At 60.4% G+C, this 23,314-nt stretch carries 24 protein-coding genes; 7 read left to right on the top strand and 17 right to left on the bottom strand.

The window, feature by feature from the left end:
• Positions 1 to 57: 57 nt before the first annotated feature.
• The 7 genes from acpS to folK all read right to left on the bottom strand — a co-directional run bounded on the left by acpS (position 58) and on the right by folK (position 5,606).
• Positions 58 to 471 (bottom strand): holo-ACP synthase, encoded by a 414-nt coding sequence (acpS, locus tag Q4577_RS21950; RefSeq protein WP_303472800.1) that lies wholly within the window; start codon positions 469 to 471, stop codon positions 58 to 60.
• Positions 468 to 932: a hypothetical protein gene (locus tag Q4577_RS21945; protein WP_303472803.1), complete on the bottom strand. Its 465-nt coding sequence runs from the start codon at positions 930 to 932 to the stop codon at positions 468 to 470. Before Q4577_RS21945 ends, acpS begins: the two co-directional genes overlap by 4 nt.
• A complete protein-coding gene (locus Q4577_RS21940) occupies positions 929 to 1,669 on the bottom strand; it encodes a pyridoxine 5'-phosphate synthase (protein WP_303472805.1) in 741 nt (246 codons plus the stop codon). Before Q4577_RS21940 ends, Q4577_RS21945 begins: the two co-directional genes overlap by 4 nt.
• 75 nt (positions 1,670 to 1,744) lie before the next feature.
• The gene (locus tag Q4577_RS21935; RefSeq protein ID WP_303472807.1) at positions 1,745 to 2,416 is read right to left on the bottom strand and encodes a DUF2062 domain-containing protein; all 672 of its coding nucleotides are present in this window, start codon (positions 2,414 to 2,416) and stop codon (positions 1,745 to 1,747) included.
• 14 nt (positions 2,417 to 2,430) lie between these two features.
• A complete protein-coding gene (locus Q4577_RS21930; RefSeq protein ID WP_303472809.1) occupies positions 2,431 to 4,569 on the bottom strand; it encodes a bifunctional (p)ppGpp synthetase/guanosine-3',5'-bis(diphosphate) 3'-pyrophosphohydrolase in 2,139 nt (712 codons plus the stop codon).
• A gap of 25 nt (positions 4,570 to 4,594) precedes the next feature.
• Complete coding sequence (gene rpoZ, locus Q4577_RS21925; RefSeq protein ID WP_244684555.1) at positions 4,595 to 4,948, bottom strand: DNA-directed RNA polymerase subunit omega; 354 nt, start codon at positions 4,946 to 4,948, stop codon at positions 4,595 to 4,597.
• A gap of 106 nt (positions 4,949 to 5,054) precedes the next feature.
• On the bottom strand, positions 5,055 to 5,606 hold the full coding sequence (gene folK, locus Q4577_RS21920) for a 2-amino-4-hydroxy-6-hydroxymethyldihydropteridine diphosphokinase (protein ID WP_303472839.1): 552 nt from the start codon (positions 5,604 to 5,606) through the stop codon (positions 5,055 to 5,057).
• A 145-nt stretch (positions 5,607 to 5,751) separates the two neighbouring features.
• Here folK and Q4577_RS21915 point away from each other — a divergent pair, with 145 nt between their 5' ends.
• Positions 5,752 to 6,324 carry an NYN domain-containing protein gene (locus Q4577_RS21915; RefSeq protein WP_244684544.1) on the top strand — a complete coding sequence of 191 codons (573 nt, stop codon included), beginning with the start codon at positions 5,752 to 5,754 and terminating at the stop codon, positions 6,322 to 6,324.
• 280 nt (positions 6,325 to 6,604) lie between these two features.
• Here the strand turns inward: Q4577_RS21915 and Q4577_RS21910 are convergent, their stop codons facing one another.
• Positions 6,605 to 7,063 carry a c-type cytochrome gene (locus tag Q4577_RS21910; protein WP_303472812.1) on the bottom strand — a complete coding sequence of 153 codons (459 nt, stop codon included), beginning with the start codon at positions 7,061 to 7,063 and terminating at the stop codon, positions 6,605 to 6,607.
• A gap of 162 nt (positions 7,064 to 7,225) precedes the next feature.
• On the opposite strand from Q4577_RS21910, the gene ispH reads away from it, so the two are divergent.
• The 5 genes from ispH (at position 7,226) to Q4577_RS21885 (ending at position 10,868) form a co-directional block, all read left to right on the top strand.
• The gene (gene ispH, locus Q4577_RS21905) at positions 7,226 to 8,179 is read left to right on the top strand and encodes a 4-hydroxy-3-methylbut-2-enyl diphosphate reductase (RefSeq protein WP_303472814.1); all 954 of its coding nucleotides are present in this window, start codon (positions 7,226 to 7,228) and stop codon (positions 8,177 to 8,179) included.
• 31 nt (positions 8,180 to 8,210) lie between these two features.
• Positions 8,211 to 8,912, top strand: coding sequence for a MarC family protein (locus Q4577_RS21900; protein ID WP_303472816.1), 702 nt, complete (start codon positions 8,211 to 8,213; stop codon positions 8,910 to 8,912).
• A gap of 36 nt (positions 8,913 to 8,948) precedes the next feature.
• Positions 8,949 to 9,563, top strand: a complete 615-nt coding sequence (locus Q4577_RS21895) for a LysE family translocator (protein WP_303472818.1) — start codon at positions 8,949 to 8,951, stop codon at positions 9,561 to 9,563.
• A gap of 197 nt (positions 9,564 to 9,760) precedes the next feature.
• On the top strand, positions 9,761 to 10,219 hold the full coding sequence (gene rnhA / locus Q4577_RS21890) for a ribonuclease HI (RefSeq protein ID WP_303472819.1): 459 nt from the start codon (positions 9,761 to 9,763) through the stop codon (positions 10,217 to 10,219).
• A 25-nt stretch (positions 10,220 to 10,244) separates the two neighbouring features.
• Positions 10,245 to 10,868, top strand: coding sequence for a trimeric intracellular cation channel family protein (locus Q4577_RS21885; protein ID WP_303472822.1), 624 nt, complete (start codon positions 10,245 to 10,247; stop codon positions 10,866 to 10,868).
• A 5-nt stretch (positions 10,869 to 10,873) separates the two neighbouring features.
• Here the strand turns inward: Q4577_RS21885 and Q4577_RS21880 are convergent, their stop codons facing one another.
• The 4 genes from Q4577_RS21880 to Q4577_RS21865 all read right to left on the bottom strand — a co-directional run bounded on the left by Q4577_RS21880 (position 10,874) and on the right by Q4577_RS21865 (position 15,790).
• Positions 10,874 to 12,040: a DNA recombination protein RmuC gene (locus tag Q4577_RS21880; RefSeq protein WP_303472824.1), complete on the bottom strand. Its 1,167-nt coding sequence runs from the start codon at positions 12,038 to 12,040 to the stop codon at positions 10,874 to 10,876.
• Entirely contained in the window at positions 12,037 to 13,962 is a 1,926-nt protein-coding gene (gene mutL, locus Q4577_RS21875; protein ID WP_303472826.1) for a DNA mismatch repair endonuclease MutL, read from the bottom strand. Before mutL ends, Q4577_RS21880 begins: the two co-directional genes overlap by 4 nt.
• Before the next feature lie 113 nt (positions 13,963 to 14,075).
• Entirely contained in the window at positions 14,076 to 15,416 is a 1,341-nt protein-coding gene (locus Q4577_RS21870) for an ammonium transporter (RefSeq protein WP_244684510.1), read from the bottom strand.
• Positions 15,417 to 15,451: 35 nt separating this feature from the next.
• Complete coding sequence (locus Q4577_RS21865) at positions 15,452 to 15,790, bottom strand: P-II family nitrogen regulator (protein WP_244684508.1); 339 nt, start codon at positions 15,788 to 15,790, stop codon at positions 15,452 to 15,454.
• Positions 15,791 to 16,069: 279 nt separating this feature from the next.
• Here Q4577_RS21865 and Q4577_RS21860 point away from each other — a divergent pair, with 279 nt between their 5' ends.
• Complete coding sequence (locus Q4577_RS21860; RefSeq protein ID WP_303472829.1) at positions 16,070 to 18,259, top strand: transglycosylase domain-containing protein; 2,190 nt, start codon at positions 16,070 to 16,072, stop codon at positions 18,257 to 18,259.
• 12 nt (positions 18,260 to 18,271) lie between these two features.
• On the opposite strand, the gene Q4577_RS21855 is transcribed toward Q4577_RS21860, so the two are convergent.
• From Q4577_RS21855 to smpB, 5 genes are all read right to left on the bottom strand, one after another.
• Positions 18,272 to 19,534, bottom strand: a complete 1,263-nt coding sequence (locus Q4577_RS21855; RefSeq protein WP_303472831.1) for a SulP family inorganic anion transporter — start codon at positions 19,532 to 19,534, stop codon at positions 18,272 to 18,274.
• Positions 19,535 to 19,740: 206 nt separating this feature from the next.
• The gene (locus Q4577_RS21850; protein ID WP_303472833.1) at positions 19,741 to 20,925 is read right to left on the bottom strand and encodes an amino acid aminotransferase; all 1,185 of its coding nucleotides are present in this window, start codon (positions 20,923 to 20,925) and stop codon (positions 19,741 to 19,743) included.
• A gap of 4 nt (positions 20,926 to 20,929) precedes the next feature.
• On the bottom strand, positions 20,930 to 21,787 hold the full coding sequence (gene sseA / locus Q4577_RS21845) for a 3-mercaptopyruvate sulfurtransferase (RefSeq protein WP_303472835.1): 858 nt from the start codon (positions 21,785 to 21,787) through the stop codon (positions 20,930 to 20,932).
• A gap of 119 nt (positions 21,788 to 21,906) precedes the next feature.
• Positions 21,907 to 22,197, bottom strand: a complete 291-nt coding sequence (locus Q4577_RS21840; protein ID WP_244684504.1) for a hypothetical protein — start codon at positions 22,195 to 22,197, stop codon at positions 21,907 to 21,909.
• A gap of 363 nt (positions 22,198 to 22,560) precedes the next feature.
• Positions 22,561 to 23,037 carry an SsrA-binding protein SmpB gene (gene smpB, locus Q4577_RS21835; RefSeq protein WP_244684502.1) on the bottom strand — a complete coding sequence of 159 codons (477 nt, stop codon included), beginning with the start codon at positions 23,035 to 23,037 and terminating at the stop codon, positions 22,561 to 22,563.
• Positions 23,038 to 23,314 lie beyond the last annotated feature (277 nt).

The raw sequence follows: 23,314 nt of genomic DNA, 5'->3' as shown, positions 1-23,314 counted from the left end.
AGGTGTCAAGCAATCGAGCGCCGCAGTTGCATTGCAGTCAGCTGTGTTCAGGCGTGTTCAGGGCTTTGGATCGGCCATTGGCCGCGCCTCGATCAGCACCATGGCCTGGGCCCAGGGAAAATCATCGGTCAGGGTGACATGCAAAATCGCCTCGTGTCCCGGTGGGGTCATCGCATCCAGCCGCCGTTTGGCCCAGCCTGTGACATGCATCACCGGCTGGCCGGTCGCCAGATTGGTCACCGACATGTCCCGCCATGCGATCCCCATGCGCAGACCGGTGCCAAGCGCCTTGGAACAGGCTTCTTTCGCGGCCCAGCGTTTGGCATAGGTCGCGGCCTCATGCGGGCGGCGGGCAGCGCGGCGCTGTTCGCGGTCGGTATATACCCGATTGCGGAACCGGTCGCCGAAGCGGTTCAAAATGCCCTCGATCCGTTCGATATTGCACAGGTCGGTGCCAATCCCCAGGATCACTCGGCCGGTCCGATATAGGCGGAAATTGCACCGCTGGCCTGATTCAGCTCAAAGCTCAGCCAACCGCCGGTGGTGTCGCCCAGCGCCGCGTCGTAATATTGGACCGGCACGTCAAACAGCAACCCGCGCGCAGGATCGTAATCGGCGCCCAACTCCTGAAAGGCGACGCCGGCAAAACCGATACTGCCATCATAGGACAGCACCCTGCATTGCCGGTCGCCAAGCTCGCTATAGGGCGGCGACAAGATCACCAGATGAAGGGCCCCCGCGGCCGGTTCGATGGTATCGGTCAGGGTCAGGCGGGTCTTACCATTGGAAAAGGTGCGGGTGTTATCCTGCCAGGGTTCGGCAATCGCCTGGGCCGATGCGCGCCAATCACAATCGCCAACCGTCTGCGCCGACGCGCCACTGGCCAAAAGCGCCAGGGACACCACGGCCGCAGTGGTCAAAGTTCCATTCATTTTCTCGCCTCCACCATCAACCGCCGCATTTCGCCGATCGCCTCGCTCAGGCCGAGGAAAATCGCCTCGCCGATCAGGAAATGCCCGATGTTAAGCTCGACAACCTGCGGAAAGGCGGCAACCGGCATCACGGTATCATAAGACAGCCCATGCCCAGCATGCACCTCCAGCCCCAGATCGGCGGCAAAGGCCGCCATCTCGCGCAATGCGGCCAGTTCGCGGTCGGCGTCTTCCATCCGGCCCTCGTGATAGGCATCACAAAAAGCGCCGGTATGCAGCTCGATGACCTGCGCCCCGATCCGGTTTGCCGCTTCGATCTGGCGGCGGTCGGCGGCGATGAAAATCGACACCCGACAGCCCGCGTCCCGCAGCGGCGCGATGAAATGCGCCAGTTTGTTTTCCTCGCGTGCAACCTCAAGCCCGCCTTCGGTGGTGCGTTCTTCGCGCTTTTCCGGCACGATACAAACCGCATGTGGCTTGTGACGCAGGGCAATGGTCTGCATTTCCGTCGTCGCCGCCATTTCAAAGTTCAGCGGCACCCGCAGGACATCCATCAAGGCATCAATGTCGGCATCGGAGATATGGCGGCGATCTTCGCGCAGGTGGGCGGTGATGCCATCGGCCCCCGCCTCCTGTGCCAGGATCGCGGCACGTGATGGGTCGGGAAAAGCGCCGCCGCGGGCATTTCGCACTGTGGCCACATGGTCGATATTCACGCCAAGCCGGAGATTTTGCATTGTATCACCTTGGAGGTTCATTTGCCGCCAAGCTAGCGGCGCAATGCCGGTGTGAAAACCCCGTTTTCGTCCGGCTTATTCCGGCTTGTCCGCCCCGTTTTTGGCCAGCGCCGCTTTCTTGGCGGCGGCCTTGGCGCGGATCGCCTCGATCCGTTTCTTCATCACGCCCTTGCGCCGCGTCTGATAGGCACGGATCAGCGGTTCCGCGACCAGATAGGCAATGGTGGCGGCAACGATGCCCGGAATGATTCCGCCAATCAGATAGGGATAGAACACGTCATGCCAGAACACTTCGAGCCCATGCCAATCCTGCGGGTTGCCTTTGACCCAGGCCCAGAAATTAATGGTCAGATCTTCGCCGGCATCCACGAATTTGCCCATCAGGGTGCGTTCGACATGTGGCGACAGCTCTGTCCCCAACAGGAAATACCCGGTGTTGAGCGATATGATTCCAATCGGCAAATAGGTCAGCGGATTGCCAAAAAAAGTGCCCAGAAGCGCCGCCAGGACATTGCCCCGCATGATCATCGCCAGCATCGCCGCCACCAAGAAATGCATGGTGTAAAACGGCGTGAAGGTGGTAAATACCCCGGCCCAAATGCCGCGGGCGATCTTTTCCGGCGGGTCGGGCAATCGCCGCAAGCGATGTTTGATATAGCGTGCGGCACGCCCCCATCCCCCCCGTGGCCAGAAGAATTCCAACACAGCGCGCCAGGTCGGTTTTCTGTCGCGGCGCTTGAAAACCACGGAAGGTGTTCCTTTCAGCTTGCTTCGGCTCGGGAGGCGATCGGGGTAACTTCTCTCACGCGAGCGACCTGGGCAACATCACTTTCCGCTTCCAGCGCGGTGATCAGTGAATGCAGATGTTCGGCGTCGCGCAGTTCGGTGTTGATATGCAGGCGATAATAATCCGGTTTCCGGTCCATAAACTCAAGATCCGAGATATTCGCCTTGTGCCCACCGATCAATGTGCAAATTCGTCCCAGCACGCCGGCATCATTGCTCATCGTGATGTCCAGCGTCACCGCATAGGCCGCCGGGTGTTTGCCTTCCTGCCAATGCAGGTCCAGCCAACGCTCTGGTTGTTCTTCGTATTCGGCCAGTTTTTCGCAATCAATCGCATGCACAACCACGCCCTGACCCCGATATGTGATGCCAACAATCCGCTCCCCCGGCAGCGGCTGGCAACAGGGCGCGCGCCGAAAGCTCTGACCGTTTTCAAGGCCGATCACCGCGCGCTTGCGGTCAATTTCGTCCCCGTCTTCGGTCACCAGATCGGGATAGACGGCCTCGACCACCGCGCGCGACGTCAGCTCGGCTGAACCCAGCCGCGCCAGAAGCGTTTCCGCATCGTCCAGCCGCAGGTTGCGGGCGGCGGTTTCCAGCACCTTGTCCTTGGCCTTGCGGCCCACATGTTCAAACGCGGCGCGCGCCAGTTCCCGGCCCAAACGCACAAACCGTTCCCGGTCCTGTTCGCGCAGGGCACGGCGGATCGCGCTTTTGGCTTTGCCGGTGATGGCAATATCCAGCCAGGTTGCCTGCGGGGCCTGCCCATCGGCGGTGATGATCTCGACCGACTGGCCGTTCTTCAGCCGGGTCCAGAGCGGCACGCGCAGCCCGTCAACCTTGGCCCCGACACAGGCATGACCGATCCGGGTGTGGATCGCATAGGCAAAATCCAGCGGTGTGCCGCCGCGCGGCAGCTTGATCACGTCGCCCTTCGGCGAGAAGACAAACACCTGATCCGAATACATCTCAAGCTTGACCGCTTCGAGAAAATCCTCGTGATCCTCGTCATCCTGAAATTGTTCGGTGAGCGAGGAAATCCATTTCGCCGGATCGACGGCAAAGGGGTTTTCGCTGCGCACACCATCGCGATAGGACCAATGCGCGGCAACGCCGGTTTCGGCCACATCGTGCATCTGGCGGGTGCGGATCTGAACCTCGACCCGCTTGCCATCGCGTCCCGACACCGTGGTGTGGATCGAGCGATAGCCGTTGGATTTCGGCTGGCTGATATAATCCTTGAACCGGCCCGGCACAGCGCGCCAGCGTTGATGGATCGCGCCCAGCGCGGCATAACAATCGGCCTCGGTATCGGTGATGATACGAAAGCCATAGATGTCGGACAGACGGGAAAACCCCATCTCTTTTTCCTGCATCTTGCGCCAGATCGAATAGGGTTTCTTGGCGCGGCCAAACACCTGGGCCTCGATCTCGGCCTTGTCAAACTCGGCGCGCATGTCGCTGGTGATCCGATGGATCACATCGCCGGTTTCCTTTTGCAGGGTGATGAAACGGCGGATGATGCTGGCGCGGCCCTTGGGGTTCAGCACAGAGAACGCCAGATCCTCCAGCTCGTCCCGCATCCATTGCATCCCCATGCGCCCGGCCAGCGGTGCATAGATATCCATGGTTTCGCGGGCCTTCTGCACCTGCTTTTCCGGGCGCATCGCCTTGATCGTGCGCATGTTGTGCAGCCGGTCGGCCAGTTTGACCAGAATGACCCGCAAATCGCGGGACATCGCCATGAACAGCTTGCGGAAGTTTTCCGCCTGCTTGGTCTGGGTCGACGACAGTTGCAGGTTGGTCAGCTTGGTCACACCATCGACCAGCACAGCGATCTCTTCGCCGAATTTGCCGCTGATCTGGTTGAATGTGCCTTTGGTGTCTTCGATTGTGTCGTGCAAAAGCGCGGTCACGATGGTCGCATCATCCAGTCGCTGCTCGGTCAAAAGCGCGGCAACTGCGACCGGATGGCTGAAATAGGGTTCGCCAGAGTGGCGGAACTGGCCCTCATGCATCTCGCGGCCATAATCATAGGCCGCGCGGATCAGGGATTCATTGGTCTTCGGATTGTAATTGTGGACAAGCGCGACCAGATCGTCAGCTGAAATCATCGCCTGCCCCAAACGCTGGCCGGGGTTACCCCTGGCCTTGCGCTTCCATCAATGCCCGCAGCAATTTTTCCTCGGACATGTCGTCGTCCTGCGGCTTGTCGGGTTCTGCCCCCATAAGCAACGCCATGGCGTCCTCTTCGGGTTCGTCCACCTCGATCTGGGTCTGGTTGCTTTCGATCATCCGTTCCCGCAGCTCGTCGGCGCTTTGGGTTTCTTCGGCGATCTCACGCAGCGAGACAACGGGGTTCTTGTCGTTGTCGCGATCCACGGTAATGGCAGCACCGGCCGACACCTCGCGCGCCCGATGGGCGGCAAGCATCACCAGTTCAAACCGGTTGGGAACCTTATCAACGCAATCTTCGACCGTCACGCGGGCCATTGGGAATCTCCGTCTGCCGAGTTCTGTCAGAAGGTGTAGGTCTTAAAGCGGATCAAAAGGCTTGACAAGCAGGTTTTCCAACAGGCGGCGCGCAATTTGTCGCGGTTCACAGAGGTTTGACATCTGCCACGTCGGCGGCGGGCAAATCCGCAGTCATTTCCGCGACACTGCGACCCAGAACCGGATGCACCCAATCCGGCGCAATATCCATCAATGGCACCAAGACAAAGGCCCGGTCCTGAATGCGGGGATGGGGCAGGATCAACTGGTCCGGGGCCAATTGCATCTGCTCTTGCAGGCTCAGATCACGCCATCGCCTCCAGGTTGTATCGTCGGGTGCGACCTGCGCACCCAGCGCGATAAGGTCAAGATCAAGGGTTCGCATCCCCCATCGCTGGTCCCGCTCGCGGCCGAATTCCGCTTCGACCTCATGCAAAAGCTGCAACAAAGCCTCTGGTGCGCCCAACCAGTCAACGGCAATCGCCGCGTTGACATAGTCAGGCCCGGCACCGGGCGGAAAGCAGGGTGTGGCGAAAAATCGGCTTTGCGCGCGAATCACCAAATCGCGCGCCTGTAAACGGGAAATGGCAGTTTCGATACTCTTTTGTGGCGAATCCTTCCCTAAAGGCAAGTTCGCACCAAGCGAAATAAAGCCCAACTTCCCGTGATAGTTGCGCTGAAAAGCGCCATTTTTATCATCGCTCTCTTGCAGCACGGCGGTTTTCCACTACCCTTATAGATGGCTCTCCCGCAAAATTTCACTCACACCGCGGGCCAGAGCCTAATTATTGGAAGGGCATTTTATGTTTTACAAGGACGAACGGCTCGCGCTGTTCATTGACGGATCCAATCTTTATGCAGCCGCCAAGGCGCTTGGGTTCGACATCGACTACAAACTTCTTCGGCAGGAATTCGTCAGACGGGGCAAGTTATTGCGCGCGTTTTACTACACTGCATTGCTGGAAAACGAAGAATATTCACCCATCCGGCCTTTGGTCGACTGGCTGCACTATAACGGGTTCACCATGGTCACCAAACCGGCCAAGGAATACACCGACAGCCAGGGCCGCCGGAAAGTCAAAGGCAATATGGACATCGAGCTTGCGGTTGATGCCATGGAGCTTGCTTCGCGGGTTGATCATATCGTGTTGTTTTCCGGTGACGGCGATTTCCGGCCTTTGGTCGAAAGCCTGCAACGCCAGGGCGTTCGGGTTTCGGTGGTCTCCACCATTCGCAGCCAACCCCCGATGATTGCCGATGAATTGCGCCGCCAGGCGGATAATTTCATCGAGCTCGACGGGTTGCGCGACGTGATTGGCCGCCCACCGCGCGAACCGATGGAAGAACACGCTGAACACGCCGCCGCTGCGGTCTGAACCAGCGCCGTAGGCGGAAACCGATCGCGTTTTGTTGCGATACGGTGACGGCTTTGTGTGGCACAAAGTTTTGGACGCGACGTTTTGACAGGATGCTTTGACAGTGTGTTTTTTACACCGGACCTGCAAAACGCTGCCGACCACCACGACCACCCACTCCTCTGGTCCTCACGATGGCCCTACGGGCCACCGCTCTCTGCCCCCCCCACGACAGCCCGGCAATCGGGCCTGCGGTTTTTTGGGCCTGCGGTTTCCGGGCCTGTGGTTATTGGGCCTGCGGTTATTGCGCCGCCTCGAGCCGCCGGTTCATTGCATTGTGACGCGCAATGATCTTTTGCGGCCATCGGGATTTGATAAAGGCCAAAACGGCCAGGATATCATCATCGCTCAGGACATCCTGAAACCCGACCATGTCGGTGGCCATGGCCCCGCCGGTCACCACCTCGGTTCCGAATTTGGTGATTGCAAACAGCTGTTCATCGGCATGATGCCAGGTATGCCCCGTGGCATCATGCGGCGGCGCACGAAACGATCCGTCCAAGTTGCGTGACCGCCAGTCGGCCTCGCCCTGCAAATTGGCCCCATGACAGGCAGAGCAGTTTTCGTCATAAAGCAAAGCACCACGGGATACCGCCATCTCGTCCCAATAGGGGAAAAGACCGGCTGCATCTTCTGGACGTGTCTCTGCCCCTGCGATACCCGCCACACAGACCATCACCGTTGCCATTTTGATTTTCATTTTGCACCTCTTTTGACCACACTGGCCTACATTCCCCCTCGGTCAGACCTTCCAACAGGGGAAGGTCAAATCACCGCAGCGTGATCCCGCCACCGAATGGCCCCGATCACTGGACGCAAGCCGCACAAAGCAGTACCCCGACCCTGCACACCGGAGACCGCCATGCCCCATACATCGCCCCTGACCCTGTATCTTGCCGCGCCGCGCGGTTTTTGCGCCGGTGTCGACCGGGCCATCAAGATCGTCGAAATGGCGCTGACCAAATGGGGCGCGCCGGTCTATGTCCGCCACGAGATCGTGCACAACAAATACGTCGTTGATGACCTGCGCGACAAGGGCGCAGTGTTTGTCGAAGATCTGGCTGAATGCCCGGATGACCGCCCGGTGATCTTTTCCGCCCATGGTGTGGCGAAATCGGTTCCGGCCGCGGCCGAGGCGCGCGAGATGATCTATGTCGATGCCACCTGCCCCCTGGTCAGCAAAGTCCACATCGAGGCACAGCGCCACGCCGAAAACGGTCTGCAAATGATCATGATCGGCCATGCCGGCCACCCCGAAACCATCGGCACCATGGGACAATTGCCCGAGGGTGAGGTTCTCTTGGTGGAAACCGTCGCGGATGTGGCCACCGTCGAGGTGCGAAATCCCGCCAAATTGGCCTTTGTCACCCAGACCACCCTGTCGGTTGATGACACCGCCGATATTGTTGCGGCGCTCAACACCCGGTTCCCGGCCATCGTCGGACCGCACAAGGAAGACATCTGTTACGCCACCACCAACCGCCAGGAGGCGGTCAAGGCCATGGCGGCAAAATGCGACGCCATGCTGGTGGTCGGCGCGCCGAATTCATCGAATTCCCGCCGTCTGGTCGAGGTCGGCTCTCGCGCGGGCTGTGCCTATTCGCAACTGGTGCAACGCGCCAGTGACATCGACTGGCGGGCGCTGGACGGGATTTCCAGCATTGGCATCACCGCCGGGGCCTCTGCCCCCGAGGTTTTGGTGAACGAGGTGATTGACGCCTTTCGCGCACGTTATGATGTCACGGTGGAACAGGTTGAAACCGCGCAGGAAAATGTCGAATTCAAAGTCCCGCGTGTCTTGCGCCAGCCGGCCTGACATCACGCCCCCCCCAATCAGAAAGAGAGTAATGAACTGGAATGACCTGATCCGCGAATTGGTAACCCTGGTTGTGGTGATCGACCCTGTCGGCACAATCCCGGTCTATCTGTTTGCCGTACAATCCGTGCCCCGTGCGCTGCACCGCAGCTTTGCCATACGCGCCATCGTGATCGCCACGCTGGTGCTGTTGGTGTTTCTGGCGGCCGGTCAGGTCATTCTGGAAACCCTTGGCCTGCGGCTTGGTTCGTTCCAGATTGCCGGCGGCATCATTTTGTTCCTGTTTGCCATGACGATGATATTCGGCGATTCCAAACCGAACCGCGAAATCGAAGAGGCCGGCCGCGATCATCTGGCGTCGGCGGTCTTTCCATTGGCCATGCCGTCCATCGCCTCGCCGGGGGCGATGCTGGCGATTGTGGTCCTGACCGACAATCACACCGAACCGCTGACCGACCAGATCATCACCGCCGGCCTGCTGATCCTTGTGCTGGCCTTCACGCTGGTCCTGCTTCTGGCGGCAAGCGCCATCCACCGCCTGATCGGCAACACCGGGGCCAGTGTCATAAGCCGGGTGATGGGCATCATTCTGGCCACCATAGCGGTGGATTCCGTGCTGGGCGGGCTGGATGCCATGGGGGTGCTGACGGTCGATGCCACCGCAGAGGCGCCGGTGTTCTGGATGTCCCCCGAACAGCCCGTCACATGGGTTGACACTGCCGCCCTCGCCTGACCTGATCTGCGCCGGAACGATCAGGGACAGATCAAGATGCTCAGCCTTCAGTTTTTGCTCACCGCACTTGTTGTCGTACTCGCCCCCGGCACCGGTGTGATCTACACGATTGCCATCGGTCTGGGTCAGGGGCGGCGGTCCGCGCTCTGGGCGGCACTTGGCTGTACGCTGGGGATCTTGCCGGCCCTTTTGGCGGCGGCGGCGGGGCTTGCGGCGGTGCTGCATTCATCGGCCTTGCTGTTCAATCTGGTGAAATATGCCGGGGTGGCCTATCTCTTGTGGCTGGCCTGGCAATCCTTACGTTCAGGCGGCGCACTACAGATCCGCGCCCGCGAAAGGACCGAGGCCGGCCCGCACATCGCCTGGCGGGGTGTTCTCATCAACGCGCTGAACCCGAAACTGTCGATTTTCTTTCTGGCACTGCTGCCACCGTTCCTCTCTGGCACACCCGGCACAGCGACCCTGGAAATCGCCATCCTGGGCGGGGTGTTCATGGCGCTGACCCTTGCGGTCTTTGCGCTTTACGGCAGTTTCGCCGCCGCGGCACGTCAGGCGATCCTCGGATCTGACCGGGTGATGACCTGGCTCAACCGGTCCTTTGCGGCGGTCTTTGCCCTGCTGGCCGGGCGTTTGGCGCTGGATCGCGCCTGATTGTTCCGTGGCCGGCTCCGGCAAGGCCCGAACTCCGACACCATGGCCCCCGCTGACCGCTTGCCCGATGCGCCAATTCATCTGACCAAAAATATCCCGGGGGTGAGGCCAAAGGCCGAGGGGGCCGGCCCCCTCTCCCCTTGCAACCATGCGCAGGCTTTGCGATGTGGCACCAACGCAATCCAAGGATGCCCATCATGCCCGATCTTTTTGCCTATACCGACGGTGCCTGTTCCGGCAATCCCGGCCCTGGCGGCTGGGGGGCGCTGATGTTGGCCCGGGACGGCGACAAAGTGGTCAAGGAACGCACGCTGAAAGGCGGCGAAGCCATGACCACCAACAACCGGATGGAACTGCTGGCCGCGATCCACGCTCTGGAGGCGCTGGAGCGGGCGTCAACAATCACCGTGGTGACCGACAGCGCATATGTCAAAAACGGCGTGACCTCCTGGATCTTTGGCTGGAAGAAAAACGGCTGGAAAACCGCGGCCAACAAACCGGTCAAGAATGTCGAGCTGTGGCAACGTCTGGATACGGCACAGGCGCGCCATGATGTGACCTGGCAATGGGTCAAGGGCCATGCGGGCCATCCCGAAAACGAACGCGCGGACGAACTGGCGCGCGAAGGGATGGCACCGTTCAAGGAAAAATCGTGAACCGCGCACAGCAATGGGGCCAACCATGATCCTGACACTTCTGGATTACGCATCGGTGTTTGTCTTTGCCCTGACCGGCGCGCTGGCTGCGTCACGAGCACAGTTGGACATCATCGGCTTCGCTTTTCTCGCCTGTTTGACGGCCGTGGGCGGCGGAACGGTGCGCGACCTGTTGCTGGATCGCAATCCGGTTTTCTGGATGGCGGATCCCGGTGTGATCCTGATCGCCGTTGCCGCCGCCATCACGGTCTATTTTTCGGCCCATCTGGTCGAAAGCCGCCTGCGGTTGCTGATCTGGCTCGACAGTTTTGCGCTGGCTGTCGCCGTTGCGGCGGGCACGGGCGTGGCCATCGCGCTGGGCCAGCCGACCACAATTGTGGTGATCATGGGGGTTACGACGGGATGTTTCGGCGGTTTGATGCGCGATGTGGTCGCCAATGAGGTGCCGGTGATCCTGCGCCAGGGCGAATTATACGCCACCGCAGCGCTGGCCGGATCGTCGACGGCGTTGATTTTGCTGGAACTCGGATTTCCATCGGAAATCCGCCTTTTGGGCTGCGCCATCATGACCTGGATCTTGCGCGCTGGCAGCCTGCGGTTTGGCTGGCAGTTGCCGCTCTATAAATCCACCCCGCCGCGCGAAAAATAGCGCGCTCAGGTTTTGGCCAGCGGCACCACGTTTGCCTCAGCCTCTGGTGCCAGTTCTTCGAAATCGAAATTGTCCAGCCGCCGGGCACGGCGTCCGGCCTTGTCGGAACTGATCTTGATTTCGGCGATATCCTTGGCCGCCTGACCAAAATGCCGGTCAAGGTTTTCAACCCGCGTGCCCAGCCGTTCGACATCGCCAAACAACAGGCTCAATTCCTTGCGAATCGCCCCGGCCTGTTCCCGCATCCGGGCGTCTTTCAGGATCGCGCGCATGGTGTTCAACGTCGCCATGCAGGTGGTCGGCGACACGATCCAGACCCGCGCGGCAAAACCGTCGCGCACCACTTCGGGGAAATTTGCGTGCAGCTCGGCGTAAACCGCCTCGGACGGCAGGAACATCAATGCGCCATCGGCGGTTTCACCGTCGAGGATATAACGCTCGGAAATATCCTTGATATGTTTGCGCAGGCTTTGGCGCAGCTGGGTTGCCGCGCGCTGCAACCGCTCCGGGCTGTCGGCGTTGCGCAGGGCCTCATAGGCTTCCAACGGAAATTTGCTGTCGATGGCGATCGGCCCCGGCGGGTTGGGCAGATGGATAAGACAATCGACCCGCTTGCCGTTCGACAGCGTCGCTTGCAGGGTATAGCTGTCCGACGGCAGCGCCTTGGACACGATGTCGTTCAACTGGATCTCGCCAAAGGCCCCGCGCGTCTGTTTGTTCGACAGGATGTCCTGCAAGGACAGCACATCTCCGGACAATTTGGTGATATTGTCCTGTGCCTTGTCGATGGCGGTCAGCCGTTCCTGCAATTCACCAAGACTGTGGGCGGTGCGGCGGGCGGACCCATGCAGGTTCTCGCTCATCTGCTGCTGAACCTGCGCCAGCCGCTGCTCCATCATCTGCAACATCTTGATCTGGCTCTGGGCCTGCGCCTCGCTGACGTGATGCAACCCGCCAGAGAGCCGCTCTTGCCCATCGCCCAGCGCCTGTACCCGCTGGCCCAGCGTTCCCATTTGATGCGCCAGCGGCTCTGTCATGCGGGCGGTGCGACCGGACGCCCGGACCGCCACGATCAACAGCCAAAAGACGGCAATGATCAGCAACAGACCGGCCAAAGCGGCCAGCGCCAATGGGTCACTGAGGGTAAATGCGGCGTCGCCAATCTGGATCATGTGCGGCCAAACAATCTTTCAATATCGCTGAGTTTCAATTCCACATAGGTGGGTCGGCCATGGTTGCATTGCCCGGAATGCGGCGTCGCCTCCATGTCGCGCAACAGCGCGTTCATTTCATCCGCCTGCATCCGCCGCCCCGACCGGATCGAACCGTGACAGGCGACACGGCTCAGGATGGCGTCGATCCGATCCTTGAGCTGTGCCGATTGCCCAAGGTCGTGCAGTTCATCCAGGATGTCGCGCAATAGCGCTTCGCCGTTGACCTCGCCCAGAATGGCCGGGGTTTCGCGAATGGCCACTGCGCCACCGCCAAAGGGTTCGACCGAAAGGCCAAGCTCGCGCAGCGCATCCACATGTTCCAAAAGCAGGGCGCAATCGGTGTCAGAAAGGTCGACCACCTCGGGGATCAAAAGCGCCTGCGCCGCAATGCCATTTTCCGCCGCCTGCCGCTTTAGCCGTTCATAGACCAGACGTTCATGCGCGGCATGTTGATCGACAATGACGATGCCGGTTTCGGTTTGCGCGATGATGTAGTTTTCATGCACCTGCGCCCGCGCTGCACCCAGTGGCAGGGACTGCGGCAGAGGGGACTGCGAAAAGGACTGCGGCGCCTGCTGTGACCGCGCGTCGGGCCCATGTGGACCTGCATCGCTGTGGTCAGGGTTATGATCGGGGCTGAGGTCGGGACCGTAAAAGGGCTCGACCCGCGCGCTATAGCTAGCGGCCAAATCGGCAAATCCCGGCGATTGCGCCTGATAGGACGCACTGCGCGCGCCCGCGCTGGGCCGATCCATTTGATAGACACGCGGTTCGACCACTTCGGGGCGCATCGCCCCAAGCGTGGCCCCGGCCACAGTGGTCGAGGCACGATGCCCGGCATCGGCCAGCGCATGGCGCAAGCCCGACACAATCAACCCGCGTGCCAGACCGGGATCGCGAAAGCGGACCTCGCTCTTGGCCGGATGCACGTTCACATCCACCAGATGTGGATCACAATCGAGGAACAGCGCCACCGCCGGATGCCGGTCACGCGACAGGAAATCGGCATAGGCCCCACGCAGCGCGCCATAGAACAGCTTGTCCCGCACCGGGCGGCCATTGACGAACATGTATTGCGCCACCGCCGAGCCACGCGAATAGGTTGGCAGAGCGGCAAAACCGGTCAGGTGCAGCCCCTCGCGCTCTGCGTCCAGCGGCACGGCGTTTTCGCTGAACTCTCGTCCAAGGATCTGGGTCAGACGGCCGTTCAGCGCATCGAACAATTCGCCGGATTGCGGATCAGCGCGAAAGCTGACGCGCTCTTTGTCGCCGGTCACGTCGCGCAGGGTGAAACCGACAAAGGGTTCCGCCATGGCAAGCCGCTTGACGACGTCGGAAATCGCCTGTGTTTCGGCCCGGTCACTGCGCAGGAATTTCAGCCGCGCCGGCGTGGCAAAAAACAGATCGCGCAGCTCGACCGTGGTGCCGCGATTACAGGCGGCGGGTTTGACCGGCGCGGGATTGCCGCCCTCGACATGGATCACCGCCGCATCCGCCCCCGCCGCACGCGAAGTGATGGTCAAACGACCGACCGCACCAAGCGACGGCAGCGCCTCGCCCCGGAATCCAAAGGAGTGAATGTTGAGCAGATCACTGCCGTCGATCTTGGACGTGGCATGACGTGACAAGGCCAGCGGCAATTGTTCGGCGGTCATGCCACAGCCATTGTCGCGCACCCGGATCAGCGATTTGCCGCCGCCGGCAATGTCGATCTCTATCCGTGTGGCCCCGGCATCCAGTGCGTTTTCCACCAACTCCTTGACCGCCGACGCGGGGCGTTCGACCACCTCGCCTGCGGCAATTCGATTGACTGCGGCCTCATCCAGCTGGCGGATGATTGGGGCCTCACGGTCGCGGATATTGGGGGTCTGGTCCTTCATGCCGCAAAACCTAGCATATCCGCATTTGATTCTGCGAGAGACAAAGAAAAGGCCCGGACGTTTCCGTCCGGGCCTTCGCAAACTGTATTTCTCAGACCATTGGTCGGCTGAGATCAGCCCTTTGAGAACTCTGGGTATGCTTCCATGCCCAGCTCAGCCATGTCGAGACCGGTGATCTCTTCTTCCTCGCCGACGCGGATGCCCACGGTGGCCTTGAGGATGAACCAGACGACGCCCGATACAACGAAGGTAAAGATACCAACAACCAGGATCGAATAGAGCTGTGTGCCGATGGATGCGTCACCGTTGGTCAGAACAACCGCGAGTGTGCCCCAGATACCAGCGAACAGGTGAACCGGGATCGCGCCAACAACATCGTCAATCTTCAGCTTGTCGAGGAACGGAACCGCGAAGACCACGATCACACCACCGACAGCACCGATCAGAGTTGCGGAACCCAGTGTCGGGGTCAGCGGCTCTGCTGTGATCGACACCAGGCCAGCCAGCGCGCCGTTCAGCACCATGGTCAGGTCCGGTTTCTTGTACAGCAACTGGGTCAGGATCAGAGCGGCAATCGCGCCACCCGCAGCAGCGGTGTTGGTGTTGGCAAAGATGCGGCTTACGTCTGCAACGTCACCGACTGTGCCCATGGCCAGCTGCGAGCCACCATTGAAACCAAACCAACCGAGCCAAAGGATAAACGTACCCAGAGTGGCAAGCGACAGGTTCGAGCCCGGGATCGGGATAGTCCGGCCTTCTTTGGAATATTTGCCGATACGCGGCCCAAGGATCAGCGCGCCAGCCAGAGCGGCCCAGCCACCAACCGAGTGCACAACTGTGGAACCGGCGAAATCAAGGAAACCCATCGCATCAAGGAAGCCACCGCCCCATTTCCACGACGCCTGCAGCGGATAGATAATCGCGGTCAGGATGATCACGAAGAAAAGGAACGGCCAAAGCTTGATACGTTCGGCCAATGTGCCCGACACGATCGACGCGGTGGTCGCACAGAACATCAGCTGGAAGAAGAAGTCAGACCCGGTCGACGCATAGCCGTAATCATCGGCATCTGCCGCGCTTACGCCCACTGCCTCAAGAACACCGGGGCCCCAGACGCCGGACAGGATGCCATCAATCGACCATGTGCCCAAGGGGTACATCAAGTTGTAGCCAATCAGGTAATAGGCAATCGCGGCCAACGAAAACAGCGCAATGTTCTTGGTCAGCTGCATCGTAACGTTTTTGGAACGCACAAGGCCCGCTTCGAGCATGGCAAAACCCGCGGCCATCCAGAACACAAGGAAGCCGCCGATGAGGAACAGCAACGAGTTGAAGATGAAGACGCTGTCGGTTGAGGCGTTCACACCTGCCACCGGACCCTCGTCCTGAGCGAGCCCAAGGCTGGGCAGCACAACAAGTGCGGCCACCGGGGCTAGTGTCTTGAGAAGTTTCATATTTCCGTTTCCCTTGTTTGTCCGGGGACGCCCGCTTACAGCGCGTCTTCGTTGGTTTCACCGGTGCGCACGCGCACGGCCTGTGCCACATCGAGCACGAAAATCTTGCCGTCACCGATTTTTCCGGTTTGGGCGGTTTTGGTGATGGTTTCGACAACCTGGTCGGTCATGGCGGCCGACACGACGATTTCGAGTTTGATCTTTGGAACGAAGTTCACCGCATATTCCGCGCCGCGGTAAATCTCGGTGTGCCCGGACTGTGAGCCGAAGCCCTTGATCTCGGTCACCATCATGCCGCGTACACCGATGCCAGTCAGCGCCTCGCGAACCTCTTCAAGCTTGAACGGCTTGATTGTTGCAATGATGAGTTTCACGTTCTTCCCTTTCGGTATGCAGGCCGGGCCTGTCAGTTAGCAGGTCGGGCCTGCGGATTTCGCAACCGCAGAAAAGCGGCGGAACACCCCAAACGGGAAGGTTTTGACGCCAAAATAGGCGGCGATTTCCGCGCCACTTGCACAATTTTTGCACAAATGCAGGTCCTCGCACAAAAATTAGACGATAAATAAATTACAACTGTGCGGCACCGCCCTCTACAACAAGGCCAGAAAGGGCTATTTTACGGAAAAAGCCAAAAACCCGAGCAGGTCAGTGAGATGAGTGATTCCAGCGGTCGCAAGCCGCGATTGAGAGCGGACAAACGCTATCCCTCCAAGGGGCCGAGCACCGCACGCAAGAAAACCACCGCGCCCAAGAAGCCGGCCCCGAAAAAGAAACGTCCCGCCGCGCGCCGCAAACCGGTGCGGCGTGGTCCGATCGGGTATCTGGCGATGTTCCTGCGTTGGATTGTGCGGTTGGTGGTGCGCATTGGCGTGACAGTGACAGCGGTGATTGCGCTTCTGGTGGGCATCGGGGTCTATTACTACAACGCGACCCTGCCGCCGGTGCAGGAGCTTCTCGACGGGCGCGCACGCGGCTCGGTCACCATGCTGGATAACAGTGGCGCGGTGTTTGCATGGCGCGGCCAGCAATTCGGCGGCGCGATTGATGCCAAGACGGTATCGCCGCATCTGCGCAACGCCGTGGTCGCGACCGAAGACAAACGGTTTTACCGCCATTTCGGCGTCAGCCCCCGCGGCATTGCCAGCGCGGTGCGCATCAACCTGAGCGAGGGGCGCGGCCCGTTGTCCGGCCATGGCGGGTCGACCATCACCCAGCAGACCGCAAAACTGCTCTGCCTTGGCACGCCCTATAACGAACAGGATTGGAAGAGCGAACGCGCCTATGAAGCGGAATGCCGCGAAGGTTCGCTCTGGCGCAAGATCAAGGAGGCGACCTATGCCATTGCGATGGAGGTCAAATACTCCAAGGACGAGATCCTGACCATCTATCTCAACCGGGCCTTTCTGGGCGAAGGATCGCGCGGGTTCGAAGCCGCAAGCCAACGCTATTTCGGCAAATCCGCGAATGAGGTCGCACCGGCAGAGGCCGCGATGCTGGCCGGCCTGTTGGTGGCCCCCTCGCGCTATGCCCCGACCAACAATCTGGAACGCTCACAGCGGCGGGCCGCAACGGTCATTCGTCTGATGGAGGAACAGGATTACCTGACCGCCGCACAGGCCCAGGATGCACAGGCAAACCCCGCCGTCCTGTCAGATGCCGCCGAGGCCGAGGCCGGCGGATATTTCGCCGATTGGGTCATGTCGTCAGGGCCGGAATTCTTTACCCGCAACACCACCGAAGACGTCATCATTCGCACCACGATGGATCAACGCATCCAGAAGGCGGCCGAAGATGCGATGACCTTTATCTTTGAAAACAAGGTGCGCGAAGGGTCAAAGGCGCAGGCGGCCATTGTGGTGATGTCTGCCGATGGCGCCGTGCGCGCCATGGTGGGCGGGCGCCGGACCAAGGTTTCTGGCGTGTTCAACCGCGCGTCCCAGGCCAAGCGCCAGACCGGGTCGTCCTTCAAACCCTTTGTCTATGCCACCGCAATGGAAATGGGCTATTCGCCGCTGGACACGATCCGCGACGAACCGTTCTGCATGAACATCCCCGGTTCCGGCGAATGGTGCCCAAAGAATTATACCAAGGATTACAAAGGTCAGGTGACGCTTACCGAGGCGCTCAAAAGGTCATTGAACATTCCGGCGGTGAAAATATCAGAGTCACTGGGCCGGGATCTGGTGCAGAAAGTGGCGCGGGATTTTGGCATCGAAAGCGCATTGGCCGACAGCCCGGCGATGGCGCTTGGCGCATCTGAGGCCACTTTGATCGAAATGGTCGGGGCCTATGCCGGCATCCTCAACGGCGGGTCTTCGGTCACGCCCTATGGATTGGTCGAGCTGAAGCTGCTGGGCGACGATACGCCCTTGATGGACACCACCGGCGGCATCGGCGAACGGGTGATCCAGAAAGAGGCGGCAGAATCGCTGATCTATATGATGGAAAAAGTGGTGTCCGAAGGATCGGGACGCCGTGCCGCCCTGCCCGATCGCCCCGCTGCGGGCAAGACCGGCACAACCCAAGCCGCGCGTGACGCGTGGTTCATCGGCTTCACTGCGGATTACGTCGCCGGGGTCTGGATGGGCTATGACGACAACACCCCGCTGACCGGGGTGACAGGCAGCGGTCTTCCGGCCGAAATCTGGCATGAAACCATGGTGCGCGTGCACAAGGGCCTGCCGGTGCGGGAATTGCCGATGAAAATACCGGCGCGCCCCGCCCCGGCCCCAGAGCCGCAAAACCCGCAACAAACGCAGCGCCGCCCCTCGGCGGGCAATGGCCCCGATACAGTGCTGGAACAGGTACTGCGCGATTTGTTTGGCGGTGGGCGGTCGAACTGACGTCTGCGAATATCAACGCTCTCGGGGTGTCCAATCCGATGGCGGCACCTTGCGCCGTCTGAGGCGCAGGGCAAGCCCGAGAGCGACCCCAACGCCAATGGCAATGGTGAGGTCCGCAAACACGGTCAGCACCATGGTCAAAAGCAACAAGAACTGATCTGATCGCCGTTCCTGTAGATAGCCCCGCCATTTATGCGGCTCGCTCATGTTCCAGGCGGTCAGAATCAGCAATCCGGCCAGCGCTGGCATCGCCAGATAACCGGCCAATGGCGCGGCCAGCAGCATGACCAGCAAGATGGTCACCGCATGCACGATCCCCGCCACGGGCGTCCGCCCCCCGGCGCGAATATTGGTTGCGGTGCGTGCAATGGCCCCGGTCGCGGGCAGACCACCAAACAGCGCGGAGCCAATATTGGCATAGCCCTGCGCCAGCACCTCGGCATTGGGTCGGTGGTGCCCGTCGATCATCTTGTCCGCCACCATTGCCGACAACAGCGATTCAATTCCGGCCAAAAAGGCGATGACACAGGCCGACGGCAACAGCTCTACCACCCGCTCCAGCGTGATGGCCGGAATGGCCGGCAGAGGCAGGGTGTTGGGCAAGGCCCCAAAGCGGGAATACAAACTATCCACCGGCAGCTGGGCCAGCGCCACAATCGCCGATGTCGCCCCGACGGCCAGAATCAATCCGGGAAATTTCGGCGCGAGCCGACGCAGCACCACGATCAGAACCATCGTGACCAGCCCGATGAGCAAGGCAGCGAAATTTGCGCTGTCACGGGCGGCCCACAAGGCCTCGATCTTGGCCAGGAATTCCGCCGGGTCTTCTGCGATGGACACGCCAAACAGATCCTTGATCTGGCTGGCCGCGATGATCACCGCAATGCCAAGCGTGAACCCGTTGACCACCGGTTCGGGAACATAGGCCACCAGATTGCCAGCCCGCAAATAGCCCGCGACCAACATGATGATCCCCGCCATGAACGTCGCAAGCACAAGCCCGTCATACCCGTGTTCGGCAATCACCCCGAACACCACAACGATAAATGCGCCAGTGGGGCCGCCGATCTGAACCCGGCTGCCGCCCAGCATGGAAATCAAAAGCCCGCCAACAATCGCGGTGATCAACCCCTTTTCCGGCCCGGCACCGGAGGCGATTGCAATCGCAATACTCAGCGGCAGGGCCACCATGGCCACCGTGATGCCGGCGGCAACGTCACTGCCAAATTGCGGGCGATCATAGCTCCGCAGAGTCGTGAAAATCTTGGGCTTCATCGGACAAGCCAGTCATGCAAATTTCATTGGGGTCTGTCCCGGATGCTGTGCAAGGCGGGGCGAGACAGCTCAACGGTAGCGCCGCCACTCTGCATCCGCAACGCACAGATTGCCGCATCACGGCGCACGGGGCGCGCGCCATGGGGGCCACAACGAAAAAGGCCGCCCTTCTCAGAGCGGCCTGTCATATCATTTGTGAACCGTGTTCAGATGCCGGTATCGACAATCGCCTTGGCCAGCACCGGGACCGTCTGGGCGTTCAACCCGGCAATATTCATCCGGCTGTCCCCGACCATATAGATTGCGTGATCTTCGCGCAGTTTCTGCACCATGTCGGGCGATGTCCCCAAACGCGAGAACATGCCGCGATGCTCCGCTAGGAAACCGAAGCGGTCAGAGCCAGAAGCCTCTTGCAGGGCCCGGGCAAGGCTTTCGCGCAGCGTCAGCATACCCAAACGAATGTCTTCCAGTTCCGCCATCCAGTCGGCGCGCAGTTTTTCATCTGTCAGCACCATGGTCACCAACCGGGTGCCGTGGTCCGGCGGGAAGGAATAGTTCTGCCGGTTGAGATGCGCCAACGCACCTTGGTGAATGTCGCGCCGCGCCGGATCATTGCTGATCGCCATCGCCAGCCCGGCCCGTTCCCGATAGATGCCGAAATTCTTGGAACAGGACGCCGCGATCAGCAGCTCCGGCACCGATTTTGCCACCAGCCGCACGCCGGCGGCATCCTCTTGCAGCCCATCGCCAAAGCCTTGGTAGGCGATGTCGATCATCGGGGTCGCGCCGGTTTTCAGCAGCAGGTCAATCACTGCCTGCCATTGGGTCAGGTTCAGATTGGCCCCGGTCGGATTGTGACAGCAGCCATGCAACAGCACCAAATCGCCCGGACCGGCCTGCGCCAGATCTTCGAGCATGCCGTCAAAATCAACGCCGCCGGTCTCGCTATCGAAATAGCGGTATTCGACGTTGGGCAGCCCCATGAATTTCAGGATCGACAGATGGTTCGGCCAGGTCGGATCCGAGGTAAAGACCCGCACATCCGGGTTGGCCATACGCGCCAGTTCGAAACAATTTCGCACCGCGCCTGTGCCGCCGGGCGTTGCCGCCCCGGCAATATTCGCCGCAGGCACCGCATCCCCCAGGATCAGATCCGCCATCGCATCCTTGTAAGCGGGATCACCGATCAGCCCGACATAGGATTTGGTGTCTTCCCGTTCCCAAAGCAGCTTTTCCGCCGCCTTGATCGCGCCAAAGATCGGGGTTTTGCCAGAAGCGTCCTTGTAAACGCCGACACCCAGATCGACCTTGTGCGGGCGCGGGTCGTCCTTGTACATCTTCATCAGCGCCAGAATTTTGTCGGCGGGCATTTCTTGCAGGTTGGTCAGCATGGTCTCAGGCCTCTCCGGTGGCTACGGGCACTGTGGGAAATTGGCCCCATTCCGCCCATGACCCGTCATAAAGCGAATGGTCGGTCTTGCCCATGCGTTCCAGCGCCAGCGACAGGATCGCCGCCGTTACGCCAGAGCCACAGGTGGTGATGACCGGTTTGTCCAGATCGACACCCGCCGCTTCGAACAATGCGCGGGTCTCTTGTGGGGATTTCATCGTGCCGTCCGCGTTCAGCAGGCTGGCATAGGGCACATTGCGCGCGCCGGGAATATGCCCGGCCCGCAGGCCCTCGCGGGGTTCGGGGCTGTCGCCACGGAACCGCGCCGCACCGCGGGCATCAACAATCGCATGACTTTGCAATTTCGCGGCGGCGGACACCTGGGTCACGTCGCGCAGCAGGGCATTTTGCACGCGCACCGTCATATGCCGGTCGCGGATCACCGGCGGCATGTCTTCGGTCGCACGGCCCTCGGCGGTCCATTTCGCCAGACCACCATCCAACACCGCGATATTGTCCTGCCCCATCAATCGGAACAGCCACCACACACGGGCGGCCGAGAACAAGCCGACGCTGTCATAGACCACAACCTGATGGCCGTCGCCGACGCCAAGCGCGCGCATCCGCGACATGAATTTTTCGACCGGCGGCACCATATGTGGCAGATCGGACCGAGCATCAGAGATTTCCTCGATGTCAAAGAATCGCGCGCCGGGAATATGGCTCGCGTCATATTCGGCACGTGCATCGCGCCCGGCGTCGGGCAAATGCCACGACGCATCCAGAATACGAAGATCCGGGTCCTTCAGATGCTGTGCCAGCCAATCGGTCGAGACCAGTGTTTTGGGATCGTCTTGTGCCATATATCCCCCATTGCGCCTTTGCTTCTTCCTACTGAAGCCGACAGAGGGACACAAGTGGCGGCTGCCCTGGGGGAGGGCACCCGCCGCCTGTGATGGGGTTTGAACGCCCCGGACGCTGGTTATTTCGCCATCATGTTCTTGACCGCGCCGACAATGGCCAGCACCACGCCACCACCGACACCGCCGCCGGCCACTTGGCCCAGAAGCGCACCAATGTCCAAACCGGCCATTTCGCCCGCTGCACCAGCGGCATCCGGCGCGCCAATCATCGACAAAAGCGTCCCGCCAAGACCGCCACCGACAATGCCGGAAATCGAATTGATGAGCATACCCTGATCAAGTTTGCCGAGAAGTTTGCCCGCGACGTTGCCGCCAACCGCGCCGGACAAAAGGCTGATAATGAGTTCCACGTGACTGTCTCCTGAATGGGATCTACCCGTTTTCCCGGCCATGCAGCAGGGTCGGTCAATCAATAGCGATCAAACAGCATGGCGGTGACGGGAATGTGTCAGCGGTATTCCCCGCTCTGCCATGGGGCGTGGCGGGATATGGATTTACCTTGTTGATCCTGACACCGGGCGATCGGGGTCTTCAGGCGGCAAAAACTACTTGTGTGCTTGGCGGCGCGGCACAATCTCGGGGCTGACAACACTGGCGCGTAATCTGAACTTGATAGCGGAGGCCCGACTGTCGGGCTGGGCTATGCGGGGGTACTCTCGCCGTGACAGCGCGCGCGTTTTAGCGCTGTCAGATCGCAATCAAGCACAGGTAGATCACGCGTCGTGGCGCAACAGCCGCTGTTTCTGGCGGTTCCAGTCACGCTGTGCATCCGTTGCGCGTTTGTCGTGGTTCTTCTTACCCTTGGCGATGCCGATTTTCATCTTCGCCAGACCCTTGTGATTGAAATACAGCACAAGCGGCACCAGCGTCATCCCCTTGCGCTGAGTCTCGGACCAAAGTCGCGACAATTCCTTGCGGGACACCAAAAGCTTACGCCGGCGACGCTCTTCATGTGGGAACATGGCGCGGTTGTACGGCGCGATATAGGAATTGACCAACCACAATTCGCCCTCTTCCACCGCCGCATAGCTTTCGGCGATATTCGAAGAGGTCTCGCGCAGCGATTTCACCTCTGACCCGGTCAGGATGATCCCGCATTCGATATCATCATCGATCGCATAATCATACCGCGCCCGCCGGTTTTCGGCGAGGACCTTGTAATTGGGATCTGTGTCTTTTTTCTTGGCCATTGGACTTCACTATATCGGGTTGCTTGCCCTGTCCATCAAGAGGCAGCCGATCATCGCGAAAATGTTCACCCAACAAACCGTCAATTGCAGCGCAGGACGTGCATTAGCGGAACGGTGAGAGGACCGGCTAGCGCGCCGCACCTTCACTGGAAGCACCAAAAAAGGCCGCGAGTCTTTCGACTGCGGCCTGTTCGCTAAAGTTGGTTGCGGGAGTAGGATTTGAACCTACGACCTTCAGGTTATGAGCCTGACGAGCTACCGGGCTGCTCCATCCCGC

The organism is Marinovum sp. 2_MG-2023 (assembly GCF_030548265.1).
In the GTDB taxonomy this organism is placed as follows: Bacteria; Pseudomonadota; Alphaproteobacteria; order Rhodobacterales; family Rhodobacteraceae; genus Marinovum.
This window is presented reverse-complemented; position numbering and strand designations above follow the sequence as displayed.